At 64.8% G+C, this 18,131-nt stretch carries 15 protein-coding genes; 8 read left to right on the top strand and 7 right to left on the bottom strand.

Going from position 1 to position 18,131, the window contains the following annotated elements; genetic code table 11:
• The first annotated feature begins 270 nt into the window (after window positions 1-270).
• On the top strand, window positions 271-1,059 hold the full coding sequence (locus GGQ88_RS06305; RefSeq protein ID WP_183612268.1) for an SDR family oxidoreductase: 789 nt from the start codon (window positions 271-273) through the stop codon (window positions 1,057-1,059).
• 16 nt (window positions 1,060-1,075) lie between these two features.
• On the opposite strand, the gene GGQ88_RS06300 is transcribed toward GGQ88_RS06305, so the two are convergent.
• The 6 genes from GGQ88_RS06300 to GGQ88_RS06275 form a co-directional block, all read right to left on the bottom strand.
• Window positions 1,076-2,185, bottom strand: a complete 1,110-nt coding sequence (locus tag GGQ88_RS06300) for a helix-turn-helix transcriptional regulator (protein WP_183612267.1) — start codon at window positions 2,183-2,185, stop codon at window positions 1,076-1,078.
• Window positions 2,186-2,220: 35 nt separating this feature from the next.
• Window positions 2,221-2,970 (bottom strand): 3'(2'),5'-bisphosphate nucleotidase CysQ, encoded by a 750-nt coding sequence (locus GGQ88_RS06295; RefSeq protein WP_183612266.1) that lies wholly within the window; start codon window positions 2,968-2,970, stop codon window positions 2,221-2,223.
• Between the two features lie 89 nt (window positions 2,971-3,059).
• Entirely contained in the window at window positions 3,060-3,737 is a 678-nt protein-coding gene (locus tag GGQ88_RS06290) for an SDR family NAD(P)-dependent oxidoreductase (protein ID WP_183612265.1), read from the bottom strand.
• Between the two features lie 100 nt (window positions 3,738-3,837).
• The gene (locus GGQ88_RS06285) at window positions 3,838-5,262 is read right to left on the bottom strand and encodes an aldehyde dehydrogenase family protein (protein WP_246385570.1); all 1,425 of its coding nucleotides are present in this window, start codon (window positions 5,260-5,262) and stop codon (window positions 3,838-3,840) included.
• A gap of 105 nt (window positions 5,263-5,367) precedes the next feature.
• On the bottom strand, window positions 5,368-7,632 hold the full coding sequence (locus GGQ88_RS06280) for an NADP-dependent malic enzyme (RefSeq protein ID WP_183612263.1): 2,265 nt from the start codon (window positions 7,630-7,632) through the stop codon (window positions 5,368-5,370).
• Between the two features lie 79 nt (window positions 7,633-7,711).
• Complete coding sequence (locus tag GGQ88_RS06275) at window positions 7,712-9,358, bottom strand: hypothetical protein (RefSeq protein ID WP_221214535.1); 1,647 nt, start codon at window positions 9,356-9,358, stop codon at window positions 7,712-7,714.
• A gap of 136 nt (window positions 9,359-9,494) precedes the next feature.
• Here GGQ88_RS06275 and mutS point away from each other — a divergent pair, with 136 nt between their 5' ends.
• Entirely contained in the window at window positions 9,495-12,071 is a 2,577-nt protein-coding gene (gene mutS, locus GGQ88_RS06270; RefSeq protein WP_183612476.1) for a DNA mismatch repair protein MutS, read from the top strand.
• Between the two features lie 221 nt (window positions 12,072-12,292).
• Here mutS and GGQ88_RS06265 read toward each other — a convergent pair whose 3' ends face one another.
• On the bottom strand, window positions 12,293-13,549 hold the full coding sequence (locus tag GGQ88_RS06265; RefSeq protein WP_183612262.1) for a NupC/NupG family nucleoside CNT transporter: 1,257 nt from the start codon (window positions 13,547-13,549) through the stop codon (window positions 12,293-12,295).
• An 88-nt stretch (window positions 13,550-13,637) separates the two neighbouring features.
• Between GGQ88_RS06265 and GGQ88_RS06260 the strand changes: the two genes are divergently transcribed.
• The 6 genes from GGQ88_RS06260 (at window position 13,638) to GGQ88_RS06235 (ending at window position 18,129) form a co-directional block, all read left to right on the top strand.
• Window positions 13,638-14,285, top strand: a complete 648-nt coding sequence (locus GGQ88_RS06260; protein ID WP_183612261.1) for a queuosine precursor transporter — start codon at window positions 13,638-13,640, stop codon at window positions 14,283-14,285.
• Window positions 14,286-14,369: 84 nt separating this feature from the next.
• Entirely contained in the window at window positions 14,370-15,266 is an 897-nt protein-coding gene (gene argB / locus GGQ88_RS06255; protein WP_183612260.1) for an acetylglutamate kinase, read from the top strand.
• Window positions 15,267-15,333: 67 nt separating this feature from the next.
• Window positions 15,334-15,879 (top strand): hypothetical protein, encoded by a 546-nt coding sequence (locus GGQ88_RS06250; protein WP_183612259.1) that lies wholly within the window; start codon window positions 15,334-15,336, stop codon window positions 15,877-15,879.
• Window positions 15,880-15,972: 93 nt separating this feature from the next.
• Window positions 15,973-16,272 (top strand): YggT family protein, encoded by a 300-nt coding sequence (locus GGQ88_RS06245; RefSeq protein WP_183612258.1) that lies wholly within the window; start codon window positions 15,973-15,975, stop codon window positions 16,270-16,272.
• Between the two features lie 26 nt (window positions 16,273-16,298).
• On the top strand, window positions 16,299-17,192 hold the full coding sequence (gene folD / locus GGQ88_RS06240) for a bifunctional methylenetetrahydrofolate dehydrogenase/methenyltetrahydrofolate cyclohydrolase FolD (protein ID WP_183612257.1): 894 nt from the start codon (window positions 16,299-16,301) through the stop codon (window positions 17,190-17,192).
• A gap of 169 nt (window positions 17,193-17,361) precedes the next feature.
• Window positions 17,362-18,129: a hypothetical protein gene (locus tag GGQ88_RS06235; protein WP_183612256.1), complete on the top strand. Its 768-nt coding sequence runs from the start codon at window positions 17,362-17,364 to the stop codon at window positions 18,127-18,129.
• Window positions 18,130-18,131: the final 2 nt, after the last annotated feature.

The following is an 18,131-nucleotide window of genomic DNA, read 5'->3' as shown; positions in this document are numbered from 1 at the left end:
GACTTTCGCATTCGAGGAGTGCGGGCGGGAGTCGACGGATTGCGAGCGCAATAGCCACCGTCAGGCATTGCCGAAAGGAGCAAAGTTCACGGCCGCGCTCGCATTGCGCTGATCGCTTATCAATGCGTCGAGTGACACTGCGGTTCCGCCACCATGACGACCGTTGCATGCGGTGAATGGTCGATCGGGGCGAAACTGCCAGGCGATCTGCTCGTTGAGCCTGCGCGCCGCGTGTTCGCCATAGCCTGCACGCGCTCCCAGGAGACTATCATGGCCACCGCGAACGACACGACTGCATTCAATGATCTCGATCTTTCCGATCTGCACACCCAGCAGCCCAACCTCGAAGGCCGCCGCGCCATCATTACCGGGGGCACCACCGGGATCGGCCGCGCCATCGCGGTCCTGCTCGCGAGCGAAGGCGTGCGCGTATTCACCTGTGGCCGCGACGAACAGCACCTGGCCGATGCGCTGGCCCGGATCAATCAGGTTGGTCAGGGCGATGGCATCTCGGCGGACCTGTCAAACCCGCAGGACCTGCGCCGCTTCTTCACCAGCGCCGACGCATGGCTCGGCGGGTTGGACATCGCCGTGATCAACGCGGCTGTTCCCGCCCAAAGCGCGAGTGACGGGACGGAACAGGACCTGCGCTACCAACTTGAAACCGACTTCGTCTCCTACATCATCAGCGCACGCGAAGCTGCGGCGCGGATGAAAGCCGGTGGTGACATCGTACTCATCGGCTCGATGTCCGCAGTCTCCTTGGCTGGTGGAAGCTCAGCCTACACTGCCGCCAAATCGGGCATTCAGGGCTTCGCCACGGGCTTTCGCAAGGAACTGGCCGACAAGGACATCAAGGTCGGCCTGATCGAACCCGGTTTCACCGGCGCCGATTTCCAGTATCCCGACTATCCGCCGGAGCGCCAGCGCGAGGAGATCAACGCCGAGCGGATGCTCCGTGCCGAGGACATCGCATCGGCCACCCATTTCATGCTCACGCAACCGCGCCGAACCGCCGTGTCGCTCATCCGCGTGGAGCCCCGATTGCAGGACGAATGAGCCGCGCAAGCGGGCGCTAAGCTAGGGGTGCAAGGCCGCCAAGGATCAGCCGCACCAGATCGGCCTGACCCGTAGCACCGGTCTTGCCGTAGATCCGCTTGGAGTAATTGCGCGCCGTTTCGACCGTCAGCCCAAGCGCCAGCCCGGCCTCGACAAGCGGTTCGCCGCGCGAAACCGCTTGCGCCAGCGCTGCCTCCCGCGCGGAAAGCCCGTAGACCGATTGCAACGTGGTCGCGCCTGCTCCCGGATCCTCGCGCCGGGCAATCCGCAGCGTTCCGGTCACTTCGGGCCGAGCGGCGGGATCGGGCAGGGCGAGGTTGGCGCGGCGTAGCAGCAGGTCGAGCCCGCGCCGTGCATCGATCCGAACCACCCGCCCCGGCCCGTCTGCACGCGCCACCTCGGCGCAGACCTGTTCCAGCGCGCGTGCTGTTTCGGGCAGAAGCGCCAGCCGTCTTCCTGCCCCGTCGCCCGGCTCCGGCGTGAACGACAGCAGGCTTTCGGCGAGCGGATCTGCGGCCATCACGCGGCCGCCGGCGTCGAGTGCGATCTGACCGATCCCCAGGCGCATCAGGGCCGAGTGGGCGAGCGTTGCCTGCAAGCGTTGCACATTGAGTGCGACCAACGTGCGCAGCGCCGATGCCAGATGCGGCGCGATCGCCGAAAGCGTGGCGACAGCAGACGCCGAGAAATCCTCACGCTGGCGAACGAGGACCAGCCAGGCATCGGCCGCCCCGCCCGCACTGATGCGCAACCAGCGGCCATAGCGGATCCCCATGTCGGACAATGCCTCGCGCTGGACGATCAGTTGCGCGCGATCGTCGTAATTGAGCATTTCGTCGAGTTCATAGACCCGCTCGGGCCGTAGCGATCCCCAAGGATGCAGCCGCAAAGCGTGGAGCCGACGGAAATCGAGTGGCGGCTCTTGCGTTGCACGCGGCGAGATCACGTGAATGACCGCTGGGTCCTGAGCGGGCGCGGCATTGGCGAGTTCAACGACCATGAACGCGCGGCGGGCACCCGTGCGCGCGACGAGGTTGCGCATGAACAGGCCGAACGGCGGTTCTTCCTGAATCCCTTCGATCAGGGGCAGGTACAATTCGCGCTGATCGGCCGTTGTCGAAACCATGCGTGACGCTCCCATATGGGAGTGCGCCGGTCAAGTCACCCTCGGTGGAGCAGGGCAATCTCACCCAGCAGCATCGCCGCATGCTCCGGGCGACAGATCAAAAGATCGGGCATGTAGGTGTCGCTCTGATTATAGATCAGCGGGCTACCGTCGATCCGCGAACAGTGCAGGCCGTGCGCCAACGCGACGGCCACGGGCGCGCACGAATCCCATTCGAACTGACCGCCGGAATGCAGGTAGATATCGGCGTCACCCAGGATGACCGCCATCGCTTTGGCACCCGCGCTGCCCATCGGCACCAATTCGGCCCCGATCTTGTCTGCAATCGTCACTGCCTCATGCGCCGGGCGGGTGCGGCTGACGACCATGCGCAACACGCCGGGCGCAGGTGGAACCTCGCGCAGCACATCGGTCCGAAGCACGATGCCTGCACCATCGGCGGCACCGGGGAGCGCAACCGCACCGACGCTGGCCACGCCATCGATCGCGAGGCCTACATGGACCGCCCAGTCTGCGCGCTGCTCGCCATATTCGCGCGTACCATCGACCGGATCGACGATCCATGTTCGCGAGAACGCGAGACGATCGAAGTTGTCCTTCTCCTCTTCGGACAGCAGCCCGTCATCGGGGCGCTGTTCGCGCAAGGCATGGACCAGGAACTGGTTGGCGGTGGCATCGCCCGCCTTGCCCAGCGCCTTTGCCCCGAAGGTCGCCGCGTCGCGCACGGTGATCAGCAGTCGTCCGGCAAATTCAGCGAGGTGAGCGGCAAGTTCCGCGTCGGTCATTCGGCATTTCCCTGTGGCAGGCATCCTGTCCGAGTGTGATGCACACACCGGCGGCGTCACAAATCTCCCGTTTGGGAGCAACGGCAGATTTATCCGCCGCGGGAGACAGGGATCAAGGCGCCCGAGATGTTGCGCGCACCCGCGCTGGCAAGGAACACGATGACCTTGGCCAGCGAGGCGGGCTGAACCCATTGCGCAACATCGGCATCGGGCATGTCGGCACGGTTGGTCGGCGTATCGATAATGCTCGGGAGCACTGCATTGACCGTGCAATCAACGTCGGCAAGCTCTGCCGCGAGGCTTTGAGTCAACGCGTGGACTGCGGCCTTGGACGCTGCATACCCGCCCATGCCTGCCCCTGCGACCAGTGCCGAGCCTGCTCCGATATTCACGATGGCCGCTCCTGCCGTTGCCGAGAGCACGGGCAGTGCGGCCTTGGTCATGGTCACGCAGGTCACGGCGTTCATGGCATACATCCGTGCCCACGTCTGCGGCCCGCCATCGACCAGCGGCTCCCAAACAAAGCCGCCAGCGACATTAACCAGCACATCGATCCCGCCGAACGTGTCGGTGACCCGAGCGACCACATCCGCCGCCGCAGCAGCATCGGTCAGGTCGATCCCGCCGATATCGAGCCCGCCGGGATTGTCGTCCACAGCATCGGGCGCGAAGTCGATCCGCGCCACACGGTCGCGCTGTTCACGGAACGCCTGCGCGACCGCGCGGCCCAAGATGCCGAATCCCCCGGTCACGATGATCGAACGCATGTTCCTGTCCCCGCTACAAAGCCTTGCGGCACAGTTGCGTTATCACCCGGTGCGGGTCAACCGCCTGCATTTACAGCGGGAAGGACGTTGAGCCCCTTCTTCATGCGTGCATGTAGACGGCGCGCTCATGGCTGAACGCCTTGAACCCGAAGTAGCCGTGGTAGCTGCCGGTGCCCGAAGCGTTGACGCCGCCGAACGGCAGGTTGTTTTCGAGATAGTGCGAGAACACACCGTTGACGGTGACGCCGCCCGATGACGTCTCATTCAGCACGCGCGCCACGTTCGCCTCGTCCTTGCTGTAAACGTAGAGCGCGAGCGGCTTGTCGTGGGCCTGGATGTAGCCGATCGCCTGGTCGAGGCTGTCGTAAGTCATCACCGGGATGATCGGCGCAAAGATTTCTTCCTGCAGGATCTTCATCTGCGGGGTAACGTCGGTCAACATCGTCGGGTGGATGGTCAGGTCGTTCGCTTCGAGCAGGCCCCCCGCCGCCACGGTCGCGCCTTGCGCCACCGCATCATCGAACAGCGACTTCACGCGCGCGAAGTTGGCGGAGTTGACGACCTGCGCGATGCTGTCCTTCCTGATCTGCCCGTCTTCGTAAAGGTTGGCCGCGACATTGGCCTTGAAACCCTCGACCAGCGCGGCCTTCTGGTCTTCACGCACGAACACGTAATCGGGGCTGATGCAGGCCTGCCCGCCATTGAACTGCTTAGCCGCCGCGAGTTGTGCGGCAACCTTGGCAACGTCTGCACCCTCATCGACGATTACCGGCGACTTGCCGCCCAGTTCGAGCGTCACGCTGGCAAGGTGCTTGGCCGCCGCAGACATCACGATCTTGCCGACGCGGGTGCTGCCGGTAAAGAACACGTGGTTGAACGGGAGTTCCAGCAGGGCCGAGGCCACGCTGACATCGCCCTCGAACAGCGCGACTTCGCTTTCGTCGAACGCCTCGGCAATGATTTTTGCGGCAACGCGCGCGGTGGCCGGGCACAAGTCGGTCAGCTTGACGATGCAGCCGTTGCCGGCGGCAACGGCAGCGGCAACCGGGCCGAGCGCGAGGCCGAGCGGGAAATTCCAGGGGCCCAGGATCAGGCAGACGCCGCGCGCTTCGTAGACGATCTGCGCGCGGTCGTCGGGATTGCTCGACGAGGGGACTTCGGTCGGGGTCATCCACGCATCGAGATTGTCGATATTGCGCTGAATGTTGGCGGTGACGTTGAGCACTTCGGTAACGCGGATTTCGCCGACCGGCTTGCGCGTGTCTTCAAGTACCGCAGCGATGATGGCGTCGGTGTGTGCTTCGACGACCGATTTCAGCTTGGCGAGGCGTGCCTTGCGCTGATCTGCGGTGGAGGCCTTGAGCTTCCACTGGTTCTGCGTCTGGAGTGCAAAAACCCGCGCGATGTCGGCGGAAAGATCAGCGGCGGTGGGCTGGGTGTGGGTCATGGTATGCTCGGCCTTGGTCAATGGAATAGCGGTGACCAAGGCCAGCGCACACGCGCCGACGCAAGGTCCGGCGCGCATGAGTGGCAGTGTGTGAAACGTTAGGCAACCGAACTTTTTTGACGGGGCTTGCCTGATCAGGCCTGAGGCCCCCGCTTTCGCGGGGGCGCCCATTCATACGTCAGTTCAGCCGACGATCCCCGCCGCTGCCAGTACGGCCAGCGTCAGGATATCGGGCGCAATCGAGGTCATCGCCGCGATCTGGACGGGCTTTTCCATGCCGATCAGCATCGGCCCGATGACCGCATTGCCGGCCAGCTCGCGCAGCAGCTTGGCCGAGATGTTAGCAGACTGCAGGCCGGGCATGATCAGCACATTGGCGGGGCCCGACAGGCGGCTGAACGGGTAGTTCGCCATGACCTTAGGGTTGAGCGCCGCGTCAGGGGCCATCTCGCCCTCGTATTCGAAGCCGGGATCTTCGGCGTCGAGGATGGCGACCGCACCGCGGATCGCGTCGAGCCAGCGACCATAGGGATTGCCGAAGGTCGAGTACGACAGGAACGCGACACGCGGTTCGTGGCCCATGCGGCGCGCGACGGCCGCAGTTTCGCGCGCGATGTGCGCAAGGTCTTCGGCCGAGGGACGCTCGTTCACGGTCGTATCGGCCAGGAACACCGTGTAGTTCTTGGCGACCATCAAGTGGATGCCGAACGGCAGATGCCCGGGCTTGGGCTCCAGCACGCGACGCACTTCCTTCATCGACTGCGCGAAAGTGCGGGTCATGCCGGTGATCAGCGCATCGCCATGGCCCAGCGCCACGAGCAGCGAAGCGAAGACATTTCGGTCCTGATTGACCATGCGCTTGACGTCGCGCTCCATGTAGCCGCGCCGCTTGAGCTTTTCATAGAGGTAGGCGACCATCTCGGGCACCAGCGGCGAGACTGCCGAATTGTGAATTTCGTACGCGGCAGGATCGCTGACCCCAAGTTCGGTCAGCAGATCGAGGACACCTTGCGTCCGGCCGACCAGCACTGGCGTGCCATAGCCGAAATCCTTGAATTGGATGGCGGCGCGCAGCACCACTTCGTTTTCTGCCTCGGCAAACACAACCCGCTTGGGGTTATTCTTGGCCGTCGCGAATACGTTGGTCAGCACCGATGTCGTCGGGTTCAGCCGCGCTTTTAGGCTGTTGCGGTAGGCATCGAAATCCTCGATCGGCTTTTGCGCCACGCCTGAATCCATCGCCGCCTTCGCAACGGCCGAGGACACCACTTCCATCAGGCGTGGATCGAATGGCGCAGGGATGATGTAGTCCAGCCCGAAGGTGTGGTTGATCCCGTAAGCAGCCGCCACTTCCTCGGGCACGGGCTCGCGCGCCAGCTGGGCGATGGCCTGCGCTGCGGCGATCTTCATTTCCTCGTTGATCGCAGTCGCGCGCACATCGAGCGCGCCGCGGAAGATGAACGGAAAGCCGAGCACGTTGTTGACCTGGTTCGGATAGTCCGAACGTCCGGTGGCGACGATGCAATCCGGGCGGATCGCCTTGGCATCGGGCGGGGTGATCTCGGGGTCGGGGTTGGCCATCGCGAAGATGATCGGCTGCGGAGCCATCTTGGTGACCCATTCGGGCTTCAATGCGCCCGCCGCCGACAGGCCGAGGAAAATGTCGGCGCCGTTCAGCGCGTCTTCGAGGCTGCGCGCTTCGGTGTCGATCGCGTGCGCGCTTTTCCACTGATCCATGCCGCCTTCGCGGCCACGGTAGATCACGCCCGAGCGATCGCACATCGTCACGTTATCGTGACGCACGCCCATCGCCTTCATCAGCGCGGTGCAGGCGATCGCGGCAGCGCCCGCGCCATTGACCACAACCTTGACTTCGCTGAGCTTGCGCCCGGTCAGGAAGCAGGCGTTGAGCAGACCGGCAGCCGAGATGATCGCCGTGCCATGCTGGTCGTCGTGCATGATCGGGATCTTCAAGCGCTCTTTCAGCGCCTGTTCGATGATGAAGCATTCGGGCGCCTTGATGTCCTCAAGGTTGATGCCGCCGAAGCTCGGCTCCATCAGCGCGACCGCTTCGATGAACTTGTCCGCGTCTTCGGTATCGAGCTCGATATCAATCGAATCGACGTCGGCAAAGCGCTTGAACAGCACCGCCTTGCCTTCCATCACCGGCTTTGCCGCCAGCGCGCCGAGATTGCCGAGGCCGAGGATGGCGGTGCCGTTGGAGATCACCGCGACGAGGTTGCCCTTGGCCGTGTATTCATAGGCATCGGCAGGATTTTCGGCGATGGCGCGGACCGGGACCGCGACGCCCGGCGAGTATGCCAGCGACAAGTCGCGCTGGGTTGCCATCGGCTTGGACGCGATGATCTCGATCTTACCGGGGCGGATCGTGTTGTGGTAGAAAAGCGCCTCGCGCTCGGTGAAGCGGACGTTGCTTTCCTCGGACATGGTATCCCCCTGGCATGCGTACTAACGGGTTTTGGACCTGTCCGACCTTCGCCGCTACGTCAAGCTTGCAACTTGCCGGTCAGAAATCCTTTGGCTTCCACGTCGGAATGCCGAGCGGGCGCACCTTGAACAACAGGCTGCGGCCTTCCTGCCAAACCAACTGCAGGCGCGGATCGCCACGACGGGGCAATCCGGTGTCGATCAGCCAGACATAATCGACGCGTTCGATCGGTGCATACTTGAGGGCGCTGTCGACATTGCGACGCCAACCGCCCGAGCACCTTGCCGACCAGACGAATTCCGAAGGGTCGGCGGTGAAATTGCGGCCAGGGCGAAAGCGCGGCACGACCATGTGCAGCCCGGGAACCGCCCAGTTGTCGTTTACCCACGCCTGGCGATAGAGGCTGGCGAGGCTGGCGAGGTGATCGCGCCGCGCGTAGCGCCATGATTCATCCAGGCAGGTATGTTCGACGAAGGCCAGCACGCGGCTGCCCGGTTCGACATGGGTCAGCGCGGAAAGCTGCTTGTTGTAGTCCTCGGCATAGCCAGCAAAGCTCCATGCGGTCACCGAGAGGCGCACCGCCAGCAGGCCCATGCCGGCATAGGCGACCATCTTTGCCCATTCGGGCTTGCGCGCGCCGCTCCAGTCCTGAAGCCCGAGACCGAGCATTGCGGCGACCGGGAGCAGACGAATATCGACGAACGAAGAGCCGTTGATATCGCTCGGTATCGCGAGGAACAGCGCGAACACGGTCAGCGCGGGCAGGCCCTGACGCCAGCGCCAGCGCGCACCGAGGAACGGCCCGACCAGCACGAGCAGGCACGCCGCGATCGTGGTTCCGGCATCGAGCAACTGGCTTTGGTCGCGCAGCGTGAGCACGAAGGACCACGCCTTCTGATCCCAGCGCCAGACGTTGGTGCTGGCAGCGGGTTCGGGCGAGAATATCTTCCACAGCGCGATCGTGACGACCGTCGCGAGCAGCGGCCAGCAGGTCAGCCACATGCGATGAGCAATCGCCTTCCAGTCGAGCGTTTCGAGCCAGCGACGGTTGGTCAGGTCACGCCAGCGCCAGCCCTCGGGCAGTTCGTCGATCGCACGGCCGAGCGCATGGGCCCCGACCAGCAGCGCGAGCAACAGCCCGCCGATGGCGTGGCAGAGCATCGCCACGGGCTGCGCGACGATCAGCATTGTGGCGCGGGCGCGAGGGTTCTTCTCGAGCCACAGCGAGGCGGCGAACGCGGTCAGCGCGAGCCCGGTGGCGAGGATGTAGTTGAGGAAGCCGGTCAGCAGCGGGAAGCTGAACACGAACATCAGCGACCAGGCCGCTGCGTGTCCGCCCTTGGGGTTCAACATGCGGATCGTCCACAGGCAGCCGCCCGCGAACAGGCCGGTGGCCAGCACCGTGCTCCACCATCCAGCAGCAAGGATGCCGAACTGCGCGCCCAACACCTTCATCAGCACGCCGCCACCGATGTTGAGCGTGAACACCCATTTCCAGGTGAAGTACTTTTCAAGCGGGTTGCCGGGACCGGCAGCCTCGATCGCGGCGGCGCCCATGTGGCCGGGAATGTCGATCAGCGGCGGCACATCGACCAGCGCGAAGGGCAGGCAGACGAGCAGGATACCGACGATGATGCCGGGGCCGGACAGCCACGGCAGTGCCCCTGCGCGCGCCCACAAGGCACGCGCCGCGATAACCCAATCCTTTTGCCGGACCTGCGTCAAACCTACGGCACCCCCACAAGACCGAAGTCGGCGTCCATGCTGCAGTGCACAGTTGCGGATATCCGGTGTTGATGGTTTGAGAAACACGAGCGGCTGGTCTAGCCACCACCGCGTGACATCCCATGCCCCAACTCCGATGATGGCGCAATATCTTGCGCTAAAAGAGCAGGCCGCCGACTGCCTGCTGTTCTACCGCATGGGCGACTTCTTCGAGCTGTTTTTCGACGATGCGAAGACCGCCGCGCAAGTGCTCGACATCGCCCTTACCAGCCGGGGCGAACATGGCGGCGCACCGATCCCGATGTGCGGCGTGCCCGTCCATGCCGCAGAGGGCTACCTTGCCCGGCTGATCCGCGCAGGGTGCCGCGTGGCCATCGCCGAACAGATCGAATCGCCTGAAGAAGCCCGCAAACGCGGGGGTTCCAAGACATTGGTCGCGCGCGACATCGTGCGCTTCGTGACCGCGGGCACGCTGACCGAGGAGGCGCTGCTCGAACCGCGCCGTGCCAACATGTTGGCGGCGGTATGCGACGTACGCGGGGTGATCGGCATTGCCGCGTGCGACATTTCGACCGGACGCATGGAACTCGAAGAGTGCGAGCCGCAGGCGATGGGAGCCGCGCTGGCAAGGCTCGGCGCGAGCGAGGTCGTCGCGCCCGAGAGCTGGACCGAAGCGCCCGTCGATTGCGTTGCAAGGCCGAATCGGTCGTTCGGCAGCGACGAGGGCGAGACTCGACTCAAAGCGGTCCACGGCGTCACCACGCTTGACGGGTTTGGGCAGTTCACCCGCGCCATGCTGGCGGCGGCGGGCGGACTGATCGCCTATCTCGACCATGCCGGGCGCGGTATGCTGCCCCTGCTGTTGCCGCCGGTCGCGCGCGAGGCGGGCACGCACATGGCGATGGATGAGGCGACGCGCGCCAGCCTCGAAATCCTCACCAGCACCGGCGGCACGCGCAAGGGCAGTCTGGTCGAGGCGATCGACCGTTGCGTGACCGGCGCCGGCGCGCGAATGCTGGCCGAGGACCTGTCTGCACCGCTGACCGATGCGCGCAGCATCTATCGGCGGCTGGAACTGGTCAGTTGGCTGCACGACGATCCGCTGCTGCGCGGCGACATTCGCGGCGTGTTGCGCGCGTTGCCCGATGTGGGGCGCGCGCTCGGGCGGGTCGTGGCCGGGCGCGGTTCGCCGCGCGACCTTGGGCAGTTGCGCGACGGGTTGAGCGAAGCGCGGCGGCTTCACGACATGCTGCGTGCGCGGGACGACCGACCCGCGCCTCTGGACGAATTGCTGCCATCGCTGTCAGGGCATGGCGCCTTGACAGACCTCTATGCCCGCGCACTCGTGCCCGCACCACCGACCGAGCGCGCGCAAGGTGGCTTCATCGCCGAGGGCTATGACGCCGGGCTGGACGAGTTGCGCCGCGTCTCGGGCAACTCGCGCCGCGCGATTGCCGCGCTTGAGGCGAAGTACCGTGACGAAACCGGGGTGGCTGCGCTCAAGATCCGGCACAACGGGGTGTTGGGCTACTTCATCGAGGTGCCGGCAAAGCACGCCGACCGGCTGATGGCCCCCGATTCGGGCTTCACCCACCGGCAGACGATGGCAGGTGCGGTGCGCTTCAATGCTCTGGCGCTGCACGAAGAGGCCAGCCGGATTGCCGAAAGCGGCGGGCATTCGCTGGCGGCGGAAGAGGCACATTTCGAGGATCTGGTGGGCCACGCGGTGCGGGCGCGCGAGGCTATCGCGACAACGGCTGCTGCCCTCGCGCGGATCGACGTTGCGGCGGGTCAGGCCGAACGCGCGGCCGAGGGCGGCTGGGCCTTGCCGCGCGTAGTGGACGAGCCGTGCCTCCAGATCATCGGCGGGCGGCATCCCGTGGTCGAAGCCGCGCTGGCAAGCCGGGGCGAGCGGTTCGTGGCCAACGACTGCTGCCTTGCCCCAACCGACCGCCTGTGGCTGATCGGCGGGCCGAACATGGGCGGTAAATCGACGTTCCTGCGCCAGAACGCGCTGATCGTGCTGCTGGCGCAGGCAGGCGGGTTCGTGCCCGCGCAGGCCGCGACCATCGGCATGGTCGACCGCCTGTTCAGCCGCGTGGGCGCGTCGGACAATCTGGCGCGCGGGCGTTCGACATTCATGGTTGAGATGGTCGAGACTGCCGCGATCCTGTCACAGGCGACCGAGCGCAGTTTCGTGATCCTCGACGAGGTCGGGCGAGGGACGTCAACTTATGATGGCCTCGCGCTGGCATGGGCCGTGGCCGAGGCGGTGCATTCGATCAATCGCAGCCGCTGCCTGTTCGCGACGCACTACCATGAACTCGCGCGGCTGGCGGAAAGCTGCGAGGCGCTGTCGCTGCACCACGTCCGGGCGCGTGAGTGGAAGGGCGATCTGGTACTGCTCCACGAACTGGCCGAAGGGCCTGCGGACAAGAGCTACGGGCTTGCCGTGGCTCGGCTGGCGGGCGTGCCCGCGCCTGTGGTCAAGCGCGCAAAGTCGGTGCTGGAGAAACTGGAGAAAGGCCGCGCGGCGACTGGTGGGCTGGCTGCGGGACTGGACGACCTGCCGTTGTTTGCCGCTGCGATCGAGGCGGCGGAGGAAAAGGTCGATGCCCTGCGCGAGCGGTTGAACGGGCTGGATATCGACGCGCTGTCACCGCGCGAGGCGCTGGACCTGCTGTATCAGTTGAAGGCGCAGGCGAACGGGTAAGTTAAGACATCTACGCACACCATTCGTCATTCCCGCGCAGGCGGGAATCCAGTCGGGCGTTGCCCTGGATTCCCGCCTGCGCGGGAATGACGAAAGTGTGAGAGAAGTGGGGCAGGATTGCTACGCAACGCGTGCGTTCCCGCGAAGACGGGGACCTCGGGCCTCAACGTGGGCGCTATTCCGCCTGAGGCCCCCGCGTTCGCGGGGGAGCAATCAGATTGCTACAAACTCAAAAACATCCCCGCCAGCGCAGCGCTCATCAGGTTGCTCAGCGCTCCGGCCATCAGCGCGCGCAGGCCGAGTTTGGCAATGACCGGGCGCTGGTTGGGGGCAAGACCGCCGGTTACTGCCATCTGGATCGCGATCGAGCTGAAATTGGCAAAGCCGCAGAGCGCAAAGGTGACGATGGCGACGGTGTGGGGCGAGAGTGCGCTGTCCTTGCCCAGTTCGATGAACGCGACGAATTCATTGAGCACGATCTTGCTGCCGAACAGGCCGCCGGCCTGCATCGCCTCGCCCCAGCCGTCTGCGCCGAGAAGCAGGAAGACCGGCGCGAAGACATAGCCGAAGATCATCTGAAACGACAGTTCGGGCGCGCCGAACCAGCCGCCAAACCAGCCGAGAATGCCGTTGGCGAGCGCCACCAGCGCGACGAAAGCGAGAACCATGGCACCTACAGCGACGGCCAGCTTCACGCCGGTCTGCGCACCCTGGCTTGCGGCCATGATGATGTTGGCGGGGCGCTCCTCCTCGTCCGAGGCAAGGCGCGGCGCGACGTGCGGGTTGGGCAGGTCCTCGCTACCGACCTCTGCGGGGCACGGCGGCTCATCCGGCATGATCAGCTTGGCCATGAGGATGCCGCCGGGTGCCGACATGAATGCGGCGGCCACCAGATAATCGATGCGAATGCCCATGCTGGCGTACGCGGCGAGGATCGTGCCCGCCACGCCCGCCATGCCCACGGTCATCACGCAGAACAGCTGGCTGGGGTTGAGTGCGGCAAGGTAAGGCCGGATCACCAGCGGCGATTCGCTTTGCCCGACGAAGATGTTGCTGGCAGCGCACAGCGATTCGACCTTGCTGATGCCGGTGACCTTTTCCAGCGCGCCGCCGATCCAGCGGATCACCAACTGCATCACGCCGAGGTAATAGAGGATCGAGATCAGCGCGGCGAAGAACACGATCACCGGCAGTGCCGAGATGGCAAAGCTGGTGCCGCCGATCGCAGGGTCGGCGAGCGGCCCGAACAGGAACGCGACGCCCGCGCGGGCAAAGCCGAGCAGCCCTTCGACGCCGCTTGCCGCGCCTTGCAGCATGCGGTTGCCGAACGGTACGTAGAGCACCAGCGCGGCAAACCCTGCCTGCAGTGCGAACGCGGCAGCCACGACACGCAGCCGAATTGCGCGGCGGTTGGACGACAGGAGAATGGCGAGCGCGAGGATGAGGGCCATCCCGAGCAGACTGAAAACGACACGCATCGGGGGCGACCGGGCTCCGCACAGAATTGGTTACAGCGGTACCTAGTAGCGAATTGGCGCGGGCTGAAAAGCGCGCTATCGGCCTTTCATGCAAGATCATGTCGCACAAGCACCCGCTATCCCCCGTTCCGTATTCCTGTTCGCGCTGTTTTACGGGGGAATGGTCACGCTCGGCGGCGTGCTGGGCGCCAAACAGGTCGCGCTCGGGCCGCTGGCGGTCGAGGCCGGGATATTTCCTTTCCTGACGCTGGTCGGCATTTCGAGCGGCATCGCCGAGCTTCACGGGAAGGCCGTGGCCGACCGGCTAGTGCGCTACGGCTTCCTGCCGCTCGCCTTTGCGATCTTTCTCACGCTGTTCGTGCTGACCCTGCCGACCGATCCGGGCATGTACGAGCCCGCCAAGGCCGCCTTCCCGATCGTGCTGGGCCAATCGTGGCGGATGATGGCTGCGGGCATCATGGCCTATGGCGTTTCGGTGACGCTCAACGTGTGGATCTTCAACCGGCTGCGCGGCGCGGCAGGACGATTCACGGCAGTACGCGGTTTCATCGCCGCAGCACTGTCTCAGATCGTCGACACGCTGATCTTCATTTCGGTGTCGTTCTATGGGGTGAGGCCGATCATGGCCCTGATGGCCGGGCAAATGCTGGCCAAGGTCGTGCTGTCGGCAGTGCTCGTGCCGCTGATCATCATGCTGGTGCTCAGGCTGGGGCGGAGGCTGGATCGCATCAACTAAGCCTTCCATTTCCCGTTGGGTCATGGCGCGGGTACCGTATCACAATATTGGATTCCGCAGGGTAACCGCGTAAGGGGCCGACCCATGACTCACAACCACGATCCCGCGATGCTGGCCAAGGCGGAAACGCTGACCGAAGCGCTGCCCTATCTTCAGCGCTATGCCGGCAAGACCTTCGTCGTCAAATACGGCGGCCACGCAATGGGCGATCCCGAAGCCGCGCGCGATTTCGCCGAGGACGTGGTCTTGCTCAAGGCCGTGGGCATCAATCCGGTCGTCGTCCACGGAGGCGGCCCGCAGATCGGCGCGATGCTCAAGCAACTGGGCGTTGAATCGAGCTTCATCGACGGGCTGCGCGTAACCGACAAGGTCACGGCCGAGGTTGCCGAAATGGTGCTGTCGGGCAAGATCAACAAGGAACTGGTGGGGTGGATTGCCGCAGCAGGCGGCAAGGCTATCGGCATTTCCGGCAAGGACGCAGGGCTGGTCACCGCAACCAAGGTGGAACGCACGACGAAGGATCCGGGCAGCAACATCGAGAGCGTCGTCGACCTCGGCTTTGTTGGCGAACCTTCGGAAATCGATGCCTCGATCCTCTACACGCTCAGCGCAGCCGGCATCATCCCGGTCATAGCGCCGATCGGCGTGGGCAAGGACGGTCACACCTACAACATCAATGCCGATACGATGGCCGGCGCACTTGCGGCAGCCGTCGGCGCATCGCGGCTATTCCTGCTGACCGACGTGCCCGGCGTGCTGGACAAGGACAAGAACCTGCTGACCGATCTACGTCCCGCCGACATCAAGCAACTGGCGCAGGACGGTACGATCAGCGGCGGCATGATCCCCAAGCTGGAAACCTGCGTCCATGCTGTCGAGGCCGGGTGCGAGGCTGCGGTCGTGCTCGATGGGCGCGTGCCGCATGCCTTGCTGCTCGAGATCTTTACGGCGCAAGGGGCCGGGACGCTGATCCGGGTGTGAGGCTGCGCCTGCCAATGTAATTTACATTAATCATAGGAACTTATGCGGCATCCGCTCGTCAGTCGCGATGAGACGAAATAGCCTCGCCGCCGCCTTCACGGGCACCGCCATGACGCTCAGCCTTGGAACGTTGCCCTTGGGCGGCTGCCAGCAAGCGCCCGCCGGATCGCAACCCGGTGCCCTGACGAGTGAATCAGAGTCGGCCATTGCGTCGGCAGCGCCCTCAGCATCCAGCCCCGCGCCAACGGTAAATGCGGACCGGCCGAGCTATTCGAAAAACCCGGTCGAGGCGCTCGACTGGTGGGCTGCTGCAATCGAGGCTCGCGATTGGTCGGCAATGCGCGCCTTCTGGGGTGACATGGGCGCGCGCAGCAACATGGACGAGGCAGCGTTCGCCGCGAAGTGGGATGTGCTCAAAGCGCCCAAGGTGACGATTGGGGCAGGGGCACAGGAAGGTGCTGCGGGATCGTTATACTACACCGCACCGATCACCATCGTCGACGGCGACCGCACGCTGCGTGGCGAGGTCATCATCCGCCGAGTCAACGATGTTGATGGCGCGACGACCGAGCAGTTGCGCTGGCATGTCGAGAGCCTGTCGCTGCCGCTCTGAGGCCGGTTGCGCCTGCCGATGCAAACGCGGCACTTGTGGCGGTGGGAGAGGGTCGGCTAGAGCGGCAACTCCGGGGCTTCAAGGATACGCGCCATGTTTCTGTACACGCTGATTTCGATGATCAATTACCTCGTGAATATCATCGTGATCGTGGTGATCGTCCAGTTCGTGCTCGGCCTGCTGATCGCGTTCAACGTGGTGAACATGCACAACAATGCAGTCGCCGCGATCTGGAAGGCGCTCAATGCCATCCTCGAACCGCTGCTGCGCCCGATCCGCCGGATCATGCCCGATACCGGTCAGATCGACTTTTCGCCGATGGTGCTGATCGTGGGCCTCAACCTGCTGATGATCCTGCTGAGCGGCATTGCCGCATCGAGCGCGGGCGCCTGACACGCGATCATTGACGGGATAACGTGATGACGGCTGTCGTGATCGATGGGAAGGCTTTCGCCGCAAATCTGCGTGCAAAGGTGGGTGAGCTTGCAAGTGCGTTCGAGGCCAAGGCCGGACGCAAGGCGGGTCTCGCGGTGGTGCTGGTGGGAGAGGACCCTGCAAGCCAGGTCTATGTCCGGTCAAAGGGCAAGAGCACGCTGGAAGCCGGGATGAACAGCTTCGAACACAAGCTGCCCGCCGATGCGTCCGAAGCCGCACTGCTGGAGCTGGTCGCAGCGCTGAACGCCGACCCGGCAGTGGACGGCATCCTGGTGCAGCTGCCCCTGCCTTCGCAGATGGACGAGCAGAAGGTGATCGCAACGATCGCGCCGGACAAGGATGTCGATGGTTTCCACGTGATCAATGCCGGGCGTCTCGCGGTGGGCCAGCCGGGGTTCGTCCCCTGTACGCCGCTGGGTTGCCTGATGCTGCTCAAGGACCGGTTGGGCGACCTTTCCGGGCTGGACGCTGTGGTCATCGGGCGGTCGAACATAGTGGGCAAGCCCATGGCGCAATTGCTGATCGCGGAAAGCTGCACGGTGACCGTGGCGCACAGCTGCACGAAGAACCTGCCCGAGGTCGTACGCCGCGCCGACATCGTGGTGGCGGCGGTCGGCCGACCCGAAATGGTCAAGGGCGACTGGATCAAGCCGGGTGCAGTGGTGATCGATGTCGGCATCAATCGCGTTGCAGGCGCGGTCGAAGGCAAGACGCGGCTGGTCGGCGATGTCGACTATGCCTCGGCTGCCGAGGTCGCTTCGGCGATCACGCCGGTGCCAGGCGGCGTCGGGCCGATGACGATAGCAGTGTTGCTGCGCAACGCGCTGGTCGCGGCGTACCGCAACGCGGGGCTGGAGCTTGCGGCAGACGCGATCTGAGTTGCGGAAAAAGTGCCCACCCCCAACCCCTCCCGCAAGCGGGAGGGGAGTTCGGGCCGCTCCCCTCTCCCGCGAGCGGGAGGTGGAGAATTGACCTATGATCCCCCCTCCCGCTTGCGGGAGGGGTTGGGGGTGGGAATGGCACTGCGCTTGGGCTAGTCTCGTGCCCATGAAGCGCTTGATCCCGATTGCATTCCTCGCCCTCACCGCCCCGGCCTTGGCCCAACCCGCGCCCGACGAGCCACGGCGCCCGCAGCGGGCCTATGCCAACCCAAGCGCATTGATTGCTGCCGACATCGCCTTTGCCCGCCTTGCCCGCGAGAAAGGCCAGTGGACCGCATTTCGTGAAACGGCGGACGAGACGGCGGAACTAATCGAGGGCAAGCGCGTGTCTGCAAAGGCAGCACTCAAGGATCGCAAAAACCCGGCCACGTCGCTGCAATGGGCGCCGCATTCCGCGTGGATCAGCTGCGACGGTACTGCCGGGCTGACTTTTGGCGGCTGGCAGGGCGCAGCGGCGACAGGCGAATACGTCACCGTGTGGCAGCGCCAGTTCAAGGGCAAGATCGACTGGAAGTGGGTACTCGACGACGGGCAGGCCCTCGACGCGCCATTGCGCGAAGTCGATTGGGCGCAAGGAAAAGTCGCCGATTGCCCCACACGCATACAGCGCGATGGCGTCACGGCCCAGCCGGGGAGCAAGCGCGAGCGCAAGGAGCAATCGAAGCTACCGCCACTGCGACCCCTGGCAGGTGCTATCCCGGTCGCAGACGCTCCGGCTGGAGCGGACGTTAAGGATGGGCAATCGCGCGACGGTTCGCTGGCGTGGCGATCGGTCGTACTGCCCGACGGAAGCCGCCGCTTTTCCGCATGGATCTGGAAGGACGGCGCGATGGTCGAGGCACTCGCGCGCAGTTTCGTGGCGAAGGGAGCCTGAGC

The organism is Novosphingobium hassiacum (assembly GCF_014196055.1).
In the GTDB taxonomy this organism is placed as follows: Bacteria; Pseudomonadota; Alphaproteobacteria; order Sphingomonadales; family Sphingomonadaceae; genus Novosphingobium; species Novosphingobium hassiacum.
Note: the sequence above shows the minus strand (reverse complement) of the source record. Positions and strands in the feature narration are given on the sequence as shown.

Excerpts from the sequence above, each read along its gene's own strand:
- GGQ88_RS06305 (WP_183612268.1), top strand. The coding sequence starts at position 271 with ATGGCCACCGCGAACGACACGACTGCATTCAATGATCTCGATCTTTCC.
- GGQ88_RS06300 (WP_183612267.1), bottom strand. The coding sequence starts at position 2,185 with ATGGTTTCGACAACGGCCGATCAGCGCGAATTGTACCTGCCCCTGATC.
- GGQ88_RS06295 (WP_183612266.1), bottom strand. The coding sequence starts at position 2,970 with ATGACCGACGCGGAACTTGCCGCTCACCTCGCTGAATTTGCCGGACGA.
- GGQ88_RS06290 (WP_183612265.1), bottom strand. The coding sequence starts at position 3,737 with ATGCGTTCGATCATCGTGACCGGGGGATTCGGCATCTTGGGCCGCGCG.
- GGQ88_RS06285 (WP_246385570.1), bottom strand. The coding sequence starts at position 5,262 with ATGCGCGCCGGACCTTGCGTCGGCGCGTGTGCGCTGGCCTTGGTCACC.
- GGQ88_RS06280 (WP_183612263.1), bottom strand. The coding sequence starts at position 7,632 with ATGTCCGAGGAAAGCAACGTCCGCTTCACCGAGCGCGAGGCGCTTTTC.
- mutS (WP_183612476.1), top strand. The coding sequence starts at position 9,495 with ATGATGGCGCAATATCTTGCGCTAAAAGAGCAGGCCGCCGACTGCCTG.
- GGQ88_RS06265 (WP_183612262.1), bottom strand. The coding sequence starts at position 13,549 with ATGCGTGTCGTTTTCAGTCTGCTCGGGATGGCCCTCATCCTCGCGCTC.
- GGQ88_RS06260 (WP_183612261.1), top strand. The coding sequence starts at position 13,638 with ATGCAAGATCATGTCGCACAAGCACCCGCTATCCCCCGTTCCGTATTC.
- argB (WP_183612260.1), top strand. The coding sequence starts at position 14,370 with ATGACTCACAACCACGATCCCGCGATGCTGGCCAAGGCGGAAACGCTG.
- GGQ88_RS06250 (WP_183612259.1), top strand. The coding sequence starts at position 15,334 with ATGAGACGAAATAGCCTCGCCGCCGCCTTCACGGGCACCGCCATGACG.
- GGQ88_RS06245 (WP_183612258.1), top strand. The coding sequence starts at position 15,973 with ATGTTTCTGTACACGCTGATTTCGATGATCAATTACCTCGTGAATATC.
- folD (WP_183612257.1), top strand. The coding sequence starts at position 16,299 with ATGACGGCTGTCGTGATCGATGGGAAGGCTTTCGCCGCAAATCTGCGT.
- GGQ88_RS06235 (WP_183612256.1), top strand. The coding sequence starts at position 17,362 with ATGAAGCGCTTGATCCCGATTGCATTCCTCGCCCTCACCGCCCCGGCC.